Origin of the sequence: Mycobacterium sp. AZCC_0083, from assembly GCF_014202335.1 — a bacterium.
GTDB lineage: Bacteria > Actinomycetota > Actinomycetes > Mycobacteriales > Mycobacteriaceae > Mycobacterium.
In genome coordinates this window covers 240,510-257,359 of sequence record NZ_JACHGP010000006.1, presented here as the reverse complement: position 1 = coordinate 257,359, position 16,850 = coordinate 240,510, and the positions used below count along the sequence as shown (strand labels likewise).

General features: G+C 67.5%; 14 protein-coding genes and 1 pseudogene. 7 read left to right on the top strand and 8 right to left on the bottom strand.

Translation table 11 applies throughout. The features are described 5' to 3' along the window. Position 1: 1 nt before the first annotated feature. Entirely contained in the window at positions 2–1,159 is a 1,158-nt protein-coding gene (locus tag HNP02_RS16830; protein ID WP_184440379.1) for a glycoside hydrolase family 3 N-terminal domain-containing protein, read from the bottom strand. A 40-nt stretch (positions 1,160–1,199) separates the two neighbouring features. Between HNP02_RS16830 and HNP02_RS16825 the strand changes: the two genes are divergently transcribed. Further along, on the top strand, positions 1,200–1,373 hold the full coding sequence (locus tag HNP02_RS16825; protein WP_184440377.1) for a DUF2613 domain-containing protein: 174 nt from the start codon (positions 1,200–1,202) through the stop codon (positions 1,371–1,373). A 16-nt stretch (positions 1,374–1,389) separates the two neighbouring features. Then, on the top strand, positions 1,390–5,565 hold the full coding sequence (locus HNP02_RS16820; protein ID WP_184440812.1) for an alpha-(1->3)-arabinofuranosyltransferase: 4,176 nt from the start codon (positions 1,390–1,392) through the stop codon (positions 5,563–5,565). 202 nt (positions 5,566–5,767) lie between these two features. Here the strand turns inward: HNP02_RS16820 and HNP02_RS16815 are convergent, their stop codons facing one another. The 6 genes from HNP02_RS16815 to HNP02_RS16790 all read right to left on the bottom strand — a co-directional run bounded on the left by HNP02_RS16815 (position 5,768) and on the right by HNP02_RS16790 (position 10,524). Next, positions 5,768–5,920, bottom strand: coding sequence for a DUF1490 family protein (locus HNP02_RS16815; RefSeq protein ID WP_184440375.1), 153 nt, complete (start codon positions 5,918–5,920; stop codon positions 5,768–5,770). Next, complete coding sequence (locus HNP02_RS16810) at positions 5,917–6,870, bottom strand: metal ABC transporter permease (RefSeq protein WP_184440373.1); 954 nt, start codon at positions 6,868–6,870, stop codon at positions 5,917–5,919. The genes HNP02_RS16815 and HNP02_RS16810 overlap by 4 nt, the downstream gene beginning before the upstream one ends. Beyond that, complete coding sequence (locus tag HNP02_RS16805; RefSeq protein ID WP_309241585.1) at positions 6,867–7,718, bottom strand: ATP-binding cassette domain-containing protein; 852 nt, start codon at positions 7,716–7,718, stop codon at positions 6,867–6,869. Before HNP02_RS16805 ends, HNP02_RS16810 begins: the two co-directional genes overlap by 4 nt. Positions 7,719–7,720: 2 nt before the next feature. Then, positions 7,721–8,722, bottom strand: a complete 1,002-nt coding sequence (locus HNP02_RS16800) for a metal ABC transporter solute-binding protein, Zn/Mn family (protein WP_255506594.1) — start codon at positions 8,720–8,722, stop codon at positions 7,721–7,723. A 181-nt stretch (positions 8,723–8,903) separates the two neighbouring features. After that, positions 8,904–9,362 carry a Fur family transcriptional regulator gene (locus HNP02_RS16795; protein WP_184440371.1) on the bottom strand — a complete coding sequence of 153 codons (459 nt, stop codon included), beginning with the start codon at positions 9,360–9,362 and terminating at the stop codon, positions 8,904–8,906. Positions 9,363–9,618: 256 nt separating this feature from the next. Beyond that, positions 9,619–10,524 (bottom strand): dioxygenase, encoded by a 906-nt coding sequence (locus HNP02_RS16790; RefSeq protein ID WP_184440369.1) that lies wholly within the window; start codon positions 10,522–10,524, stop codon positions 9,619–9,621. A 357-nt stretch (positions 10,525–10,881) separates the two neighbouring features. Between HNP02_RS16790 and HNP02_RS44050 the strand changes: the two are divergent. From HNP02_RS44050 to HNP02_RS16775, 4 genes and pseudogenes are all read left to right on the top strand, one after another. Then, positions 10,882–11,106 (top strand): annotated as a pseudogene (locus HNP02_RS44050) (helix-turn-helix transcriptional regulator); the annotation flags it as partial. Positions 11,107–11,290: 184 nt separating this feature from the next. Then, the gene (locus HNP02_RS44045) at positions 11,291–11,785 is read left to right on the top strand and encodes a hypothetical protein (protein ID WP_375373686.1); all 495 of its coding nucleotides are present in this window, start codon (positions 11,291–11,293) and stop codon (positions 11,783–11,785) included. A gap of 10 nt (positions 11,786–11,795) precedes the next feature. Further along, complete coding sequence (locus HNP02_RS16780; RefSeq protein WP_184440367.1) at positions 11,796–12,773, top strand: phosphotriesterase-related protein; 978 nt, start codon at positions 11,796–11,798, stop codon at positions 12,771–12,773. A gap of 1 nt (position 12,774) precedes the next feature. After that, positions 12,775–14,250 carry an AMP-binding protein gene (locus HNP02_RS16775; protein ID WP_184440366.1) on the top strand — a complete coding sequence of 492 codons (1,476 nt, stop codon included), beginning with the start codon at positions 12,775–12,777 and terminating at the stop codon, positions 14,248–14,250. Positions 14,251–14,265: 15 nt separating this feature from the next. On the opposite strand, the gene HNP02_RS16770 is transcribed toward HNP02_RS16775, so the two are convergent. Beyond that, positions 14,266–15,375, bottom strand: a complete 1,110-nt coding sequence (locus HNP02_RS16770) for an acyltransferase (RefSeq protein WP_184440799.1) — start codon at positions 15,373–15,375, stop codon at positions 14,266–14,268. Between the two features lie 202 nt (positions 15,376–15,577). Between HNP02_RS16770 and HNP02_RS16765 the strand changes: the two genes are divergently transcribed. Continuing rightward, positions 15,578–16,786, top strand: a complete 1,209-nt coding sequence (locus tag HNP02_RS16765; protein ID WP_184440365.1) for a DUF3068 domain-containing protein — start codon at positions 15,578–15,580, stop codon at positions 16,784–16,786. The last annotated feature ends 64 nt before the right edge of the window (positions 16,787–16,850 follow it).

Sequence of the window (16,850 nt, the reverse complement as noted above, 5' to 3'; positions counted from 1 at the left end):
GTCAACCTCCGCAGTGGGGTGGACCCTTCATCGCCGCGACCCGCTGCAGAGATGCATCCACCGTCGACATGTTCAATTCGCCTGCAGCCACGGCCTGTTCGAGGCGGTCCAGGGCGGCGGGGACCTCGTCGGTGGTGGTCCACAGGGCCACGTCGGCACCGGCTTGGAACGCCTTCAGTGCCGCCTCGGAGACGCCGTAGCGCTGATTGACCGCGGCCATGCTGGAGATGTCATCGGTGAACACCAGGCCGTTGAACGGCGGTCCGCCGTAGCCGCCGGAGCGCAGCAGCTGGTACGCCGCCGGGCTCAGGCTGGCCGGGTCGGTACCGGTCAGCCCGGGCACCTCGAGATGCCCGACCATGACGGCGACCGGAGCCGCGGTGGTCAGCGTGCGATACGGCACCAGATCGTCGTTCATCAGATCGGTCAACGGCGGCGTCGTCACGGCGCCGGTGTGCGAATCACCCGAGCCGTGGCCGTGTCCGGGGAAGTGCTTGAGCACCGGCAGTATGCCGGCGTCACGCAGGCCTCGGGCGTAGGCGCCTGCGTACTCCGTCACCTTCGCCGGGTCGGAACCGAAGGACCTGTCGCCGATCACCTCGTCGTCGGGCTCGGTCGTCACGTCGGCGACGGGCGCGAAGTCGATCGTGATGCCGAGGCCACGCATCTCGTGACCGCGGTCCAGCGCGATGGCATACACCTCGTCGGGGGTGTGCGTCGCGGCCAGCACCCGCGCCGATGGCTGCGGTCCGATGATGCTCTTGAGCCGGGAAACCCGGCCACCCTCTTCGTCGACGCTGACCGCGAGCGGCAGCGGCCCGCCCGAACTGGCGATGCCGGGCAACGAGCCGTCGGTCAGCATCGAGAGGTCGGTCCAGCTGCCGATCATGATGCCGCCGACGTGGTGGTTGGCGACGACCGCGCGAGCGTCGTCGGCACCCGTGACACCGACGACCAGCAACTGGGCCAGCTTGTCGCGGGTCGGCCACGTCGCGATGTCGCACCCCAATGTTGCGGCGGGTGGTTGGCTGGTCGACGGCGCGTTCGACGAGGTAGAGCCGGGCGATGGGGGCGTCGCAGCGGGCTCGGCGGCCGGCGAGCAAGCCAGCAGCAGACCCGAAAGGGCCATCAGCGCACACACGGCGCGGGGCATGGACATGACACCCGAGACTAGTGGGGACGCGTGCTACCTTGGCCCGGTGGACCGCTTCGTCTTGCCCGCCGCCGCGAGCGTCGTCGTCGGACTTCTGCTCGGCGCGGCCGCCGTATTCGGTTTGACGCTGATGGTCCAGCAAGACACCAAGCCCCCCGTCCAGGCCGGTGACCCCGCGTCGTCGGTACTCAACAGGGTCGAGTACGGCGACAGAGGTTAGCTCCGTGGTCGCGCCCCTGGCGCGGCGCTGGCTGTGGGTGGTCGCTGCCGCAGCACTGATCCTCGCGTTCGCGCAGTCGCCAGGACAGATCTCCCCCGACACCAAACTTGATCTCACCGCCAACCCGCTGCGCTTCCTCGCGCGCGCGGCGAATCTGTGGAACAGCGACCTGCCGTTCGGCCAGTCGCAGAACCAGGCCTACGGCTACCTCTTTCCGCACGGGGCCTTCTTCCTCGCCGGTGATGTGCTCGGGCTGCCTGGCTGGGTGACGCAGCGGCTGTGGTGGGCACTACTACTCATGGCCGGATTCTGGGGTCTGCTGCGCGTCGCGGAGGCGCTTGGCATCGGCACCACCTCGTCCCGGGTGATCGCCGGATTGGCGTTCGTGTTGTCCCCGCGCGTGCTGACCACGCTCGGCGCGATCTCGTCGGAGACGCTGCCGATGATGCTGGCGCCGTGGGTGCTGCTACCGGTGATCCTGGCCCTGCGAGGCGATCCCCGAGTGCGGGTACTGGCCGCCCGCTCGGCGGTGGCGGTCGCCTTGATGGGGGCGGTCAACGCGGTGGCCACCCTGACCGCGTGTCTGGCCGCGGTGATCTGGTGGGCCGCACACCGGCCGAACAAATCGTGGTGGCGGTTCACCGCGTGGTGGGCGGCGTGCACGGTGCTCGCGGTGCTCTGGTGGGTGGTCGCGCTGGTGCTGCTCGGCCGGGTCAGCCCGCCGTTCCTCGACTTCATCGAATCCTCCGGCGTCACCACGCAATGGCTGTCGCTGACCGAAATCCTGCGCGGAACCTACAGCTGGACCCCCTTCGTCTCGCCCAACGCGACGGCGAGTTCGTCGCTGGTGACGGGTTCGGTGGCGGTCCTGGCGACGACGCTGGTTGCCGCGGCGGGACTGGCAGGCCTTGCGATGCGGACCATGCCTGCGCGGGGTCGGCTGATCACGGTGCTCCTGGTCGGCTTGGCACTGCTGGTGGTGAGCTACTCCGGTGGCCTCGGGTCGCCCTTCGCCCACCAGGTGCAGACGTTCCTCGACGCGGCGGGCACCCCGGTGCGCAACGTGCACAAGCTCGAGCCGCTGATCCGGCTTCCGATCGCGCTCGGCCTTGCCCATCTGTTGAGCCGCGTTCCGCTGCCGGGCAGCATGCCACGACGTCAGTTGGTGAGCGCTTACGCACATCCCGAACGCGACAAGCGGGTGGCCGTCGGCATCGTCGTGCTCGTCGCGCTCGCAGCGGGCACGTCGTTGGCATGGACGGGCCGGCTCGCTCCGCCTGGCACGTTCACGGCGATCCCGCAGTACTGGCATGACACCGCCGACTGGCTCGACTCGCACAATGCAGACCGGGGCCGGGTGCTTGTCGTGCCAGGCGCCCCCTTCGCCACTGAGACGTGGGGCAACAGTCACGACGAACCGCTGCAGGTTCTCGGCGACAGCCCGTGGGGGGTTCGCGATTCGATTCCGCTGACACCGCCGCAGACCATCCGCGCGCTTGACTCGGTGCAACGTCTGTTCGCCGCCGGGCGCCCGTCCGCAGGTCTCGCCGATACCCTTGCGCGGCAAGGTATTTCGTATGTCGTGATGCGCAACGACCTGGACCCCGACACATCGCGTTCGGCACGCCCGTTGCTGGTTCACCGCACCATCGACGGATCGCCGGGCCTGACGAAGGTGGCGCAGTTCGGCGATCCGGTCGGCCCGGGAACGCTGGAGGGGTTCATCACCGACAGCGGGCTGCGGCCACGCTACCCGGCAGTGGAGATCTACCGCGTGGACGCCTCTGGACCGAATTCTGTGCCCACCCAGCCGTACCTCACCGACGCCGACGCGATGGCCCGCGTCGACGGCGGACCGGAGGCGCTGCTGCGACTCGACGAGCGCAGACGCCTGCTCGGGCAACCACCGCTAGGCCCGATGTTGCTCACCACCGACGCCGAACGCGCCGGGTTGCCCGCCCCTGTCGTCACCGTCACCGACAGCCCGCTCGCGCGCGAGACCGACTACGGCCGCGTCGACGACCACTCCTCGGCGATCCGCGCCCCCGGCGACATCAGACACACCTTCAACCGGGTCCTCGACTACCCGGCGGGAGGCGCCGACCTCGTCTACGGAAAGTGGCCTGGTGGAAGGCTTTCGACGTCGAGTTCGGCAGCCGACTCGACGTCGCTGCCCAACGTCGCCACAGCACTTGGTCCCGCCGCGGCCATCGACGGGGACTCGTCGACCAGTTGGGTGTCCAGCGCCCTGCAATCCGCCGTCGGACAGTGGCTGCAGGTCGACTTCGACCATCCGATCGCGAACGCGACGATCACCATCACCCCGAGCGCCACCGCGGTCGGCGCGCAGGTCCGCCGCATCGAGGTGGCCACCGCCAACGGCACCAGCACGATTCGGTTCGACGAACCAGGCAAGCCGCTCACCGCCGCCCTGCCGTACGGCGAGACCCCGTGGGTCCGGTTCACCGCGGTCGGCACCAATGACGGCTCGCCGGGGGTTCAGTTCGGCATCACCGACTTCACCGTCACCCAGTACGACGCGTCGGGGTTCGCCCACCAGGTGAGCCTGCGGCACACCGTCATGGTGCCTGGCCCGCCACCGGGATCGACTGTCGCGCAATGGGATCTGGGTTCTGATCTGCTCGGCCGCCCCGGTTGCGCGGACGGCCCCGTCGGCGTGCTGTGCGCCGCGGCCATGGCGTCATCGCCAGAGGAACCGGTCAACTTGAGCCGCACTCTGACCGTGCCGGAAGCCACCCAGGTGGTGCCGACGGTGTGGCTGCGCGCGCGGCAGGGCCCCAACCTGGCCGACCTGATCAGACCGCCGGGCACGACGTACGCGGTGGGCGACGCCGACCCGATCGACGTGCTCGGTTCGACCTACGCCGCCACCGACGGCGATCCCCGCACCGCGTGGACCGCGCAGCAGAACGTGGTGCAGTACCGGACCGCACCCAACCTCCAGGTCCGGCTACCCGCCCCGACGGAGGTCACCGCGCTGCGTCTGACGCCGAGCGCGTCGCCGCTGCCCGCGCACCCGAAGATGGTCGCCGTCGACCTCGGCGACGGGCCGCAGGTCCGTCGGCTCGACCCCGACGGCGGTGCACAGACGGTGCCGTTGCGCCCAAGGGTGACCGACACCATCAAGTTGTCGATCCTGGACTGGGACGACGTAATCGACCGCACCGCACTGGGTTTCGACCAGCTCAAGCCACCCGGCTTGGCCGAGGTCACGGCACTCGACGCTCGTGGAGCGCCCATCGCCGCCGCCGATCCGACGCGCAACCGGGCCAGGACCATCTCGCTGCCGTGTGGGCGTGGCCCGATCATCGCCATCGCAGGGCAGTTCGTACAGACGTCGGTCACCACCACCGTCGGCGCCCTGCTCGACGACGAACCCATCCCCGCACGGCCATGCCAGACCGCACCGATCGCCCTGCCGCCTGGCGAGCAGGAGTTTCTGGTCAGCCCCGGTCCGGCGTTCGTCGTCGACGGAGTCCAGTTGGCGGGCCCGCTCGCCGCGCAGGTGCGCGGCGCCCCCGCCACCCCGGCCAAGACTGGACGCTGGGCCTCCGATCACCGCGAGGTCGACGTCAGCGCATCCCCGACGGCTCAGGTGCTGGTGGTGCCCGAGAGCATCAACCCGGGATGGCGGGCGCACGCACCCGACGGATCCACCCTGACCCCGGTGACGGTCAACGGCTGGCAACAGGGCTGGGTCGTTCCGCCGGGCACGTCCGGCCCGATCGTTCTGGAGTTCGCCTCGAACACCACCTACCGCATCGGGTTGTTCGGCGGCCTGGCGCTGCTGCCGTTGCTCGCCCTGCTGGCCTGGCTTCCCGTCCGAAGGAAGGTGCCATCCAGCGAACCGGCGCGCCCATGGCAGCCCAACACTCTGGTGGCCGGACTCGCCGTCCTCGCAGTCGGATTCGTCGCCGCAGGCCCCGTGGGAGCGGTGGTGATGGCCGCCTGCATCGCGCTGCGCCGGTTCCTGCCACCGAAGTCGTCGGACCGGGTCACGGTCGGCGCCGCCGCTGGCGGGCTGATCCTGGCGGGTGCGGCGCTCAGCCGATACCCGTGGCGCTCGGTCGACGGATACCTCGGCCACTCCTGGGGCGTTCAGTTGCTGGCGCTGATCAGCGTGGGTGCGTTGGCCGCATCGGTGGTGCCGCTGACGCGACGCCCGATGTAGGTTGTCACTCTGCGCGGCGGATCGGGACGCCTCTACACGCGGCCTTGCGGGATTGTCATCATGATGGCGGATGAGATTTTGTCATCTTCGTGGCGGTTCCTAGAACCCTACGGTTGTGCAAGTCTCCATGTGCAGCGTCGGCGTGGGCCGATGACGATTCATCTATCTACTGGTTTGCAGACGCCTGATCGAAACCGGCGTCTCACGGTGTTGCTGGCCAGGTCGACGAGATTGCGGCAGCCTCGTGGACGGGCGCCTTGGCAGCAACCCGGCGCAACGCATCGTAGGCGGCCGCCCCGAGAGCCCCGGTAACCACAGTTCCAGCAACATTGGCGAAGAATCCGTGCGCGATCATCCGACCCCGTCCCCTCGCTCAGAAGTCGCCACTGACGTTACGCCAGCGCCGCCAGGTGCCGGGTCGCGCGCGTGGGCATGCGGCATCGTCTCGCCGCGGGTGCCGGAATGTCCCGACGCATGTCGGCGGCTGGTGAGTGCAGGCAGGATCCACCGGGCGCCCACTCGGGCAAGGACATAGAACGCGAAACTGATCGCCGAGATGAACACACTGGCTTTGACGTCCGAGTGAATGAGGCTCAGCGCCAAGCCGCCATCGGCTGCGATCAGAGCAAACGCGATCGAGATGCCGATGACAACCGGGGTTCGAGCGCTGAGGCGGCTGGCCGCCGCTGCGGGCGTGATGGCCAGGCTCAGGACCAACAAGGTGCCGACAACCTGGGCGGCCTCGGTGACGGTGAGCGCCAGGACGTAGACGAACAGCAGACCGACCAGCCGGGTGCGCACGCCGCGGGCCTCAGCCAGCTCGGGATCCACCGACGCGAACAGCAGCGGCCGGTACAACAGCACCATTGCAATCAGTACACCGACCGCGATGGCCGTGAGCAGGGTGATCTGACCGGGACTCACCCCGAAGATCTGCCCGAACAGGATGTTGGTCGCCGCAGTGGCGAACCCTTTGTACAGCGACAGCAGATAAACACCGACGCCGAGTCCGAACGCCAAGATCACCCCGATCGCCGAATTCCGTTCGCGTACACGGTTCCCCAGGAAGCCGAAAGCAGTTGCCACCACGATCGAGCCCAACAGTGCACCCAGCAGCGGATCGTCGGCCACCAGCAGGCCTGCCGCGGCTCCGGTGAACGCCAACTCGGCGGTGCCGTGTACGGCGAACGCGAGGTCGCGCATGATGACCACCGGCCCGATCAGCCCTGCGGTGATCGCCACCAGGGTGGCGGCGATCAGCGCGTTGCGGACGAAGGTTTCCGTCAGGTAGTCCGACAGCGTCATCGGACGATGACCTCCTGGCCCAAAGGGTGGTGGTAGTGCGAACTACCGGCCTCGGCGTGCTGGCTGTCCGGTGCACCGACGACGACGATGCGCCCGCCCGCCTCCAGCACCTCGACGTCTGTTTGATACAGCTCGGAAAGCTTTGCGCTGGTGAAGATCTCCGCCGGTGTTCCGACCGCCCATCGAGTGCCCACCAGGTACAAGACGCGATCCACGACGGCCATGATCGGGTTGATCTCGTGGGTCACGAACAATACCGAGATGTCGGATGTGCGGCGCTGGGCGTCGATCTGCTCGACGACCTCGCGCTGGTGCTTGAGATCCAGGGACAGCAACGGTTCGTCGCACAGCAGCAGCTGCGGGTCACCCACGAGTGCTTGGGCGATGCGCAACCGCTGCTGCTCTCCTCCCGAGAGGCTTCCGATGGGAGAGCGTGCGAAACGCGTTGCGCCCACGGACGCGATCGCCTCCTCGACCCGCCGTCGCCGCCGCCGGCTCGGCAGCCCGATACCCCACCGGTGCCCGTCCAGGCCCAGGCGCACCAGGTCGATTCCCCGGATCGGCAAATCGCGGTCGAAACTCTTCTGCTGGGGGATGTAGCCGATGTCGCTGCTGCCCCGGCGCGGCGGGGCTCCGCAGACCTGCACTGATCCTGAGGACAGCAGAGTCAACCCCAACAGCCCCTTGACCAGCGAGGTCTTGCCGCTGCCATTGGGGCCGAGCACGGCGACGAACTCACCCGGCGCCACGGTGAGGTCCATGTTTTGCCACAGCTGACGGCCCCCGTAGGCCAGGCCGGCCCGGCGCAGCTCAACGGTCGGTTGCGCTGACGACACGGTCTCGGCCACGTTCACCGCCCGAGCGCGGTGGTGATTTCGTTGATCTGGCGCACCTGCCAGTCCTGGAAGTCCTTATCGGTGGGCGGCAACGTCTCGGTCACCCCGACCACCGGCACCCCACTCTTCTGCGCCAGCTCCTTGACCGCGTCGGTCGCCGGGCTGGTCACCTGCCCGTTGTAGAGCAGCACCTTGACGGCCTTGCTCGTGAGGGCGGCATCCATGGCCGAATTGTCGGCTGGGCTCGGATCGTTGCCATCCTCGATCGACTGTGCGAACGACGCGGGTGTCGCCAACTTCAAACCGGCGGCCTCCACCAGGTAGCCCGGCACGCGTTCGGTGTAGCCGACCGGGGCGCCTGGGTACTTGGCCTCGATGTTGGCGATCGCTGCGTTGATCGGCGCGAGGCTATCGCTGAACGTCTTGGCGTTGGCCGTGAATGTGGCGGCATCGGCGGAATCAAGCTTGCCAAGCCGGTCGGCGATCCCCGACGCCACATCGGGAATCTTGGCGATGTCGTACCAGATGTGCGGGTTGGCGTCCTGCCCCGAGGTCTTCATGGCATCAGCTGCGTTGAGCACGGCCCGGCTCGGGTTCGGTGACGCCGATAGCAATTTGTCCATGAAATCGTCGTAACCCAAACCATTTTCGATCACGAACTGCGCCTTGCTCAGTGCGGCCGCGGTCTTGGCGTCCGCCTCATACTGGTGCGGGTCGGCGTTCGGATCGGACATGATCGACGTCACCACGACGTGATCCCCACCGATTTGCTTGGTGATGTCACCCCACACATTGGTGCTCGCGACGACGTTGATGGGGCCGGCGGCTGCCGCGCTCGAGGGCGCACCGGACGGAGTCGTCGACGACGATCCCGTCGACGAGGTGGAGCCGCAGGCGGCCAGCACGAGGGTGATTGCGGCCAGAGCGCCGACGGCGGCGATCCGGGGACGGAAGCGCGGGGTCATGGAGGTCCTCCGGAATCTTAATGGAAATGAGAATCGTTTCCGATAGACCATAAACCATCCGTCCGCCCCTCGCACCTGTCACCAGACTGCCGATTGCCTTCAACTTCGCTGGGCGAACCTTCAGCGCAGCGCGCCACCCAGGAGCCATTGGATCCCACGCGGCGTCCGAGCCGAGCATGACGTCGCGTCCATCCGGCGGGTGCGCGCTCCTTTACGTCGCAGTTGCACGCGACTACTGCCGTTCCGGCCGATGCGCGCCGCCGTCGGCAGCGGCATCTGCTGCGGTTCGACATTGCGGGCAGATCCCATACAGATCGAAGTGATGGGTGACCTCGGTATAGCGGTGTCGGCGAACGAGATCGGCCGTGTCGTCTTCGATCGTGGCAAGGGTGAATCCAACGGCCCCGCCGCACCATCGGCACAGCAGGTAATGGCGATGTTCTGGCGATCCGCGCAGCCTGTAGAGGATCTCCCCGCCTTCCGCCCGTTGAGTTTCGACGATCCGGTCGTCGGCGAGGGTGCGCAGGATGCGGTAGACACTGGTCAGGCCAATGCGAACGGGCCGTTCGCGACGGATGTGCGAATAGAGCTCCTGAGCACCGCGAAACCTGTCGCTGCCGCCCAGCACCTCCAGGACCACCTGCTGCTTGGCGGTGTTGCGTCGCCTCTGCGGCGTCGGGGATGCGCCCACGGGAACCCTCCAAAGTCATGCCAGTTCAACAGGTCACCGGCCAGCAGCGGTCGGATGGGTCGCACAGGACATCAGCGATCGCGTGATCGAGTCAGCACCATAATGACAACGATAACCGTTCCTAAACACGACGCGACGCTAGAAGGGATTCCTTACCCCGGACATGGGCGGCACCGCCAGCACCAAAGGGTCGGGCAAGGCCTCGCCGACGCAGTCACTGCGTCATGACGACCATTGGCGGACTTAAGCGGCTACGTCATGCACTCGATGCGGTCGACTTCGGTGCGGCACTCACCTCGGCGGGATCGAGGACGATGTCGAATTCGATGAACCCGAAGGGATTTGCGACACCATAGTGACGTGCCAGGTCCTCGTCATCGATCTGCTGGACCGCACGAACCAGACTCTTCTTCACGCCGAACACGGTGTCGTTGTCCAGAAAGGGGCTGCCTTCGATGAACAGGTGGGTGACCACGGGGCTGAATCCTTCTGCGCCGCCGATGAAGTGGATATGGGCGGGCCGGTGCGGGTGGCGATTAGTGGCGTGCAGCATGCGACCGACAGGACCATCGTCGGGAATCGGGTAGTACTGCGGGACGATGGTGCGGAACCAGAACCGGCCCGCGTCGTCGGCGGTGAACAAGCCACGGAGGTTGCGCTCGGGCAGTTCGTCGGGCAGCTGGATGTCGTAGTGGCCGGAGTCGTCGGCCTGCCACACGTCGAGCAACGCCCCCGGCAGCGGCTGTCCGTCGACGGTGCGGACGTGGCCGCGCACCACACACCGCGGCGAGTCACCGACGAGGGCGATGTCGTCTCCCAGCTCGCAGACGGGAGAGTCGACGACGTGGAACGGGCCCAGGACAGTGGACTCGGTAGCGCCCACCGGTTTGCGGTTGTTGATCGCATCGACGAGCATCGACACGCCCAGCACATCGGAGAGCAGGATGTACTCCTGGCGGTTGTCGGTGCACCAGTGCCCGACGTCGGTGAGGAAGGCGATGCCCTGCTCCCATTCCTGCTGGGTGGGTTCCACCTCACGGATAAAACCGTGCAAATGTTTGACCAAGCTCTCCATGACGGACCGGAACCGGTCGTCGGGGCACTTGGCGAAGCTGTCGACGACGGCCGCGGTGGCGGTTTCTTCACTGAAGTCGGTGGCCATGCTTGTAGCCTCTCTGCTGTTCAGGATGGGGACGATCCGGCCCGCGTCTGTCAACGCGGCATGTGCGGCGGCGTACACCAGCTATCGGGCGGGTCAATGGCCTTATTCAGGGAGAGCCGAGGTTTCGGCGCCGGTCAGCCGAGCCGCGCGGTACACGTGCACTACACGGATGGGCGGCCTCACCAGTTCAACGATTGACGACGGTGAAAATGCGCGCCAATACGAGGCGTCGAGGAATTGGGCGGTCAGGCCGGGTCCGTTCCGGTCACGGGCCACCAGTGCCATCTCGACCACCCCCATCGCCAAGCACTGTCCGCGCCCTCTGAGCCGGGCCGGCCGGCGGCGGTCCGTGATGCGATGGACATCATTGAGGGCGGACCGCACCTGCCGTTGACCATCTCGACACTGGCGAGGCAATGCCACGTCAGCGTTCGCACGCTGCAGGAGGGATTCCAGCGTCACCCGGGCAAGTCGCCGATGGCGTATGTCTGGGTGGTCAGACTCCGCCGTGCCCACCGGGACCTGCGGTCCGCAGATCCCTTCCGCAGCACCGTTTCCGCCATCGCGCACTGCTGGGGGTTCACTCACTCGGCCGCTTCGCCGCTGCGCACAAAACGATGTACGGCCAAACACCGCTGCAAGCCCTGCGCGCTGCACGTTGCCAGGGCCATCATCCCTGTCGCCGATCAGACCCCCGCCCCGACCCGGCTCGCGCTGGGCCCCGATGCGTACGACTACATCCACGAAGAACTGACCACCCGAATCGCTGAGCTGGAATCGCTCGCAGACGTCTCCAGGCCGGCGACGTCTACGAGCAGATGCGGGCGATGGCGCACAGCCACTACGTCAGTCAGGTGGTTCGAGCTGCCGCCGACCTGTCGCTCGCCGACCATCTGGGCAGAGACAGGCTCACGGCAGCCGACCTGGCCGAACGCGAGGGAAGCGCGCCAAGTACGCCCGCGATCGTCATCAACGAGGCGATTGCCGGGGCCACCGCGACGACCGGGCCAGGGCGTCGGTACGACAATGTTTCTACTCCGTGTCGGCCCGCTACGCCGGGCGACGCCTACCGGTCCGTTCGGCCGCACGGACCGTCGAAATCTACGACGGGCCAAGGCTTGTCGCTCGCCACGATCGGGCGGTCGGACGTTACGTCGAGGTCCTGGCGCGGCTGCTGCCGGCTGCGGGCAGGGCAACACCCGACGTAGCGGCACCGCCCTTTCGCAAGCGTTTCGCACTCACCCTCAGCTCGCGTGTTTAAAGTCGGTTGAGTGCCACTACTCAATACCGCGCGAGGCGCCATCGACACCGCCGATCTCGGCGTGACGCTCATGCACGAACACGTCTTCACGATGACCACCGAGATCATGCAGAACTACCCAGAGGGCTGGGGCGACGGCGCCAACCGCGAGGCTGACGCCATCGAGCGGCTCAACGAGCTGAAGTCCCGTGGGGTGGACACCATCGTCGACCTCACCGTGATCGGCCTCGGCCGCTACCTTCCGCGCATCGCCCGCATCGCGGCGGCCACCGAACTGAACATCGTGGTGGCCACCGGCCTGTACACGTACAACGACCTGCCCATGTACTTCCACTTCGTCGGCCCGGGCACTGCGCTGGGCGGCCCGGAGTTCATGACCGAGATGTTCGTCCGCGACATCGAACACGGCATCGCCGACACCGGGATCAAGGCCTCAATCCTGAAGTGCGCCACCGACGAACCCGGCGTGACGCCAGGGGTGGAGCGGGTACTGCGGGCCGTCGCGGCCGCGCACCGCCAGACCGGGGTGCCGATCTCCACGCACACGCACGCCGCGTCGCGCCGCGGTCTTGAGCAGCAGGCCATCTTCGCCGAGGAGGGCGTCGACCTGTCGCGCGTGGTCATCGGGCATTCAGGTGACACCACCGACATCGCCTACCTGGAGGAACTGATCGCGGCGGGCTCCTACATCGGCATGGACCGGTTCGGCGTCGATGTGTTCCTGTCCACCGAGCAGCGCGTGAAGACGGTCGCGACGATGTGCGAGCGCGGCCACGCCGACCGGATGGTGTTGTCCCACGACGCGTCCTGCTACTTCGATGCGCTGCCCGAGGAGACGCTGCCGATCGCGTTGCCCAACTGGCACTACCTGCACATCCACAATGACGTGATTCCCGCGCTGAAAGAACGCGGGGTGACCGACGAGCAGCTCACCACCATGCTGGTGGACAACCCGCGCAGGATCTTCGAGAACCAGGGCGGTTACTGACGTGGTCGACGAGGTCCCACCGATCAGCACGCAGATCTCCGCGCTCGCCAAGGCCGCGCCCGACGCACCGGCCGTCACCTGCGAGGGCCGCACCCTGTCCCGCGCCGAACTCGACGCGTCGACCAACCGGCTGGCCCGGGCCTACGCCGAACGGGGCGTCGGGGTCGGCGACTACGTGTCGATCGCGATGCCGAACTCGATCGAATGGATCCAGGCCGTCATCGCCTGCTGGAAGCTCGGCGCAGTGCCGCAGCCGTTGTCGGCGCGGCTGCCGGACGCCGAGTTCGTCGGCATCCTCGACCTGTTGCCGCGCGCGCTGATTGTCGGCCGGACCGATCCACTCGGCGAAGTGCCAAGCGTGCCAGCCGATTTCGTGCCGGACCCGAACCTCTCGGACGCACCGCTTCCCGAGGCGGTCTCACCGGTGTGGAAGTCGATGACCTCCGGTGGCAGCACGGGACGCCCCAAGCTCATCGAGGCGGGTGGGGACAGTCGGATACCGGCGCTCATCGGCCTCCCGCTCGGCATGGCCGAGGATGACGTCAACCTGCTGTCCGTGCCGCTCAGTCACAACACCGGCTTCACCACCGCGGCGGCGGGCCTGCTGCTTGGACATCACCTGGTGGTCATGCCGCGGTTCGACGTCGACGAGTTCCTGCGCCTCGTCACCGAACACCGGGTGACGTTCCTGGCCACGGTGCCGACGGTGATGCAGCGGCTGCTGCCGGTCTATCGCGCCAACCCGGACGCCTACGACCTGTCGTCCATCCGGCGGTTCTGGCACCTCGGCGCGCCGTGTCCTCCCGTGATCAAGCTGGCCTGGATCGAAATACTCGGACCCGAAGCGATCTGGGAGTTGTACGGCGGCACCGAACTTCAGGCGCTGACCTTCATCTCGGGAGACCAGTACGTTACGCACCCAGGGTCGGTGGGCGTCGTCGTCGCCGGCGAGATGAAGGTGCTCGACGACGACGGGAATGAATGCCCGCCCGGCATCGTCGGCGAGATCTATATGCGCCCAGCACCTGGCAGCGCGCCCACCTATCGCTACGTCGGCGTCGACGCCAAGAGCCGCGACGGCTGGGACTCGCTCGGCGATCTCGGGTGGTATATCGATGACGGCTGCCAACGCTTCTTTTACCTGTCCGATCGGCGCGTCGACATGTTCACCGTCGGCGGGCGCAACGTCTACCCGGCCGAGATCGAGGCGGCGTTGGCTGCGCACCCAGACATCTTGTCCTCCTTGGTCGTCGGCGTGCCAGACGACGACCTCGGCCAGGTTCCACACGCGCTGGTGCAGGCCGAGGGGCTCGATGAGGCGGCGGTGCAGGAGTTCCTCGGCGGCCTGGTCTCGAACTACAAGGTGCCGCGCACCGTGGAGTTCGTCGACCGGCCGCTGCGTGACGATGCGGGCAAGGCGCGCCGATCGGCGGTGCGCGCCGAAGTCATCGCGCGGCGGGCCGCGCAATCCAGCTAGCGCGCGGCGGGCCGGCTAGCGCGCGACGGCAGGCTCGGGCGAGTCAGTGACCGAGCTGTCCAGCGGTGTCACGTCGTTCCTTCTCTCCCAGCGCCGCAACGCTTCCCGGCACGGCGACTCGACCAGCGCGTAGCTCACCGCGGCGATCGCGAAGCCGATGACGACCGTCAACACCAACACCACCGGCATGTGCCCGTTGAACTGGAACGCCCCGATCATCGGGAACACCATGGCCAACGCCGCAAGGTGCCAGACGAACAGTCCGTATGACCATTGGCCCAGCGTCACCATGGCGGTGTTGGCCAGGAACCGGTGACTGGTGTCGGGCCGGTCGAGGACCAACGGCGCCAACAGGGCTGCGGCCACGATCGAACCCATCGCCACCTTCACAACGAACTGGCCGAGGTTGCCAGGGATGAGACCCTCGGGACCTGCCAGCGGCGAGGCGGCCACCGCGAAGGCGGCGAGAGCGATCAGCGCCATCAGCATGCGGCGGCGCGCCAGCCGGTGCACCCATCCGACCGGGCTGACGGTCAGCTCCGCCAGCACCATGCCCCCGGCGAACCAGGAGAAGAAGGCGGGCGGCCAGGTCAGCGGGTTCACTCCGAAGGGCGTCTCGATCGGAAGCAGACCCCAGCCGAAGCTGGCCGCCGCGACCGCCACGATCACCGGGATGCGCGCGCGGACCGGCAGCCTTCGGGCCAGCTGGGCCAGGAATGGCAGCGCCAGATAGAAGGTGACCTCGACGGACAGGCTCCACATCTGGGTCAAGCCCGCGGTCAACGTCAACGGCACGTAGATCTGGGTCAGCGTCAGATTGGCCAGCCACACCACCAGGTCGGCCTTGACGTCGGGCAACAGACACAGGATCACCACGACCGCCACCAGGTAGCCGGGCATGATGCGCACGATCCGGGACCGCAGATAGTGCCCCGTCGGAGGCGCATGCCGCAGGCCGCGGGCGGCGGCCGCGTGCCCGCGCCACAACAGGAACCCCGACAGCGCGAAGAACACGGCGACGGCGAGGTCGAATCGGCCGAGCAGCCGGCCCGTCGCCCACGTGGTGTGCCCGGTCTGGAAGGCGACGTGCGTGATGACGACGCCGACGGCAGCGCAGGCGCGCATACCCTCGACGGCAGGGAGGAACCCTCGCTGTCCTCCGGTCAGATCTCCCACGGCGCCCAGTCTGCCGTATGGGCTCGGAGTGAGCGTCGGCCCAACCGGAGGCTGTTAGGGTCGTTCGAGTTGCCTCCGCCGCCTGGTCTAGGCAGGTGGCAGCATGTGGACACCGAGTCGTGTGGTCACCAAGAGGACGAGGAGGCACGGTTTGAACCGCGCTGTGGCGCTGCGTATCGCAGCGTGCGGGCTCATGGGATTGGGCGCCGCCCTACTCATCGCCGCGCTTCTGCTGTCGACCTACACCGAGAGCAAGATCGCCAAGATCCCGCTCGACCTGGACACCACGCTGGTCAGCGACGGCACCGGTACCTCGTTCGACCCAGCGTCACTGATGGCCGAGAAGTTCGTGATCACCAAGAACGTGCCGCTCTCGCTGCAGCAGCAGCTCAGCGTGGAAGCGCCGTCGAACGCGGACGTGGTCACGCTGCAGGTCGGCAGCTCGCTCAAGCGCGCCGACAAACAACAGGACAACGGCCTCCTGCTGGCGATGGTCGACACCGTGACGCTCGACCGCAAGACGGCCATGGCCGTGTCCAGCGACACCAATCCTGGCGGCGCAGTGCAGAAGCCCCGCAGCATGGAAGACGAGAACCCGCCGACCAACGTCGCGCTACCGCACGAGGGGTTGTCCTACCGCTTCCCGTTCAACACCGAGAAGAAGACCTACCCGTACTTCGACCCGATCGCGCAGAAGCCGTACGACGCGAACTACGAGGCCGAAGAGGACGTCAACGGCCTGACCACGTACCGGTTCACCCAGAACGTGGGCTACGACGGCGACAACAAGCTCGTCGACCCGATCAAGTACGCCTCGCTCTACGACAACGACGAGGACAGCCAGGTCACCGCACGCGCCGAGCTGTGGGGCCTGCCGGGTGACCCCGCCGAACCGGTCACCATGACGCGCTACTACGCCGCGCAGCGGACGTTCTGGGTGGATCCGGTGTCGGGCACCATCGTCAAGGCCAAGGAACACGGCTTCCACTACTACGCGCGCGACGCCCTCAAGCCAGAGGTGACGTTCGCCGACTACAACGTCACCTCCACCGAGGAGACCGTCGAGGCGCAGGTGGCTGCCGCGCGTGACGAACGCGACACGGTGGCACTGTGGGGCCGGATCTTGCCGATCACGTTCACCGGGCTCGGCCTGGTCTTCCTGGTCGGCGGCGTGCTGCTGGGATCGTTCACCCTGCGCGCCGAGTCGGCATTGATCGATCCGGGGCTGGACGGCGCCGACCACGGCTTCTTCTCCAGACGCGGCGCCGACGATTCCGGTCCGATGCCCGCCGCCGAGGCGCAAACCGAGAAGCTGCCCACCCAGCGGCCGTCCGACCTGCCGCCGGATAGACCGGTCTGACCCCGACAGCTCTGACTCAGCGCCCAGGCATCCGTTGGGCGGTGCCCGCGTACGCGCTGGCGCT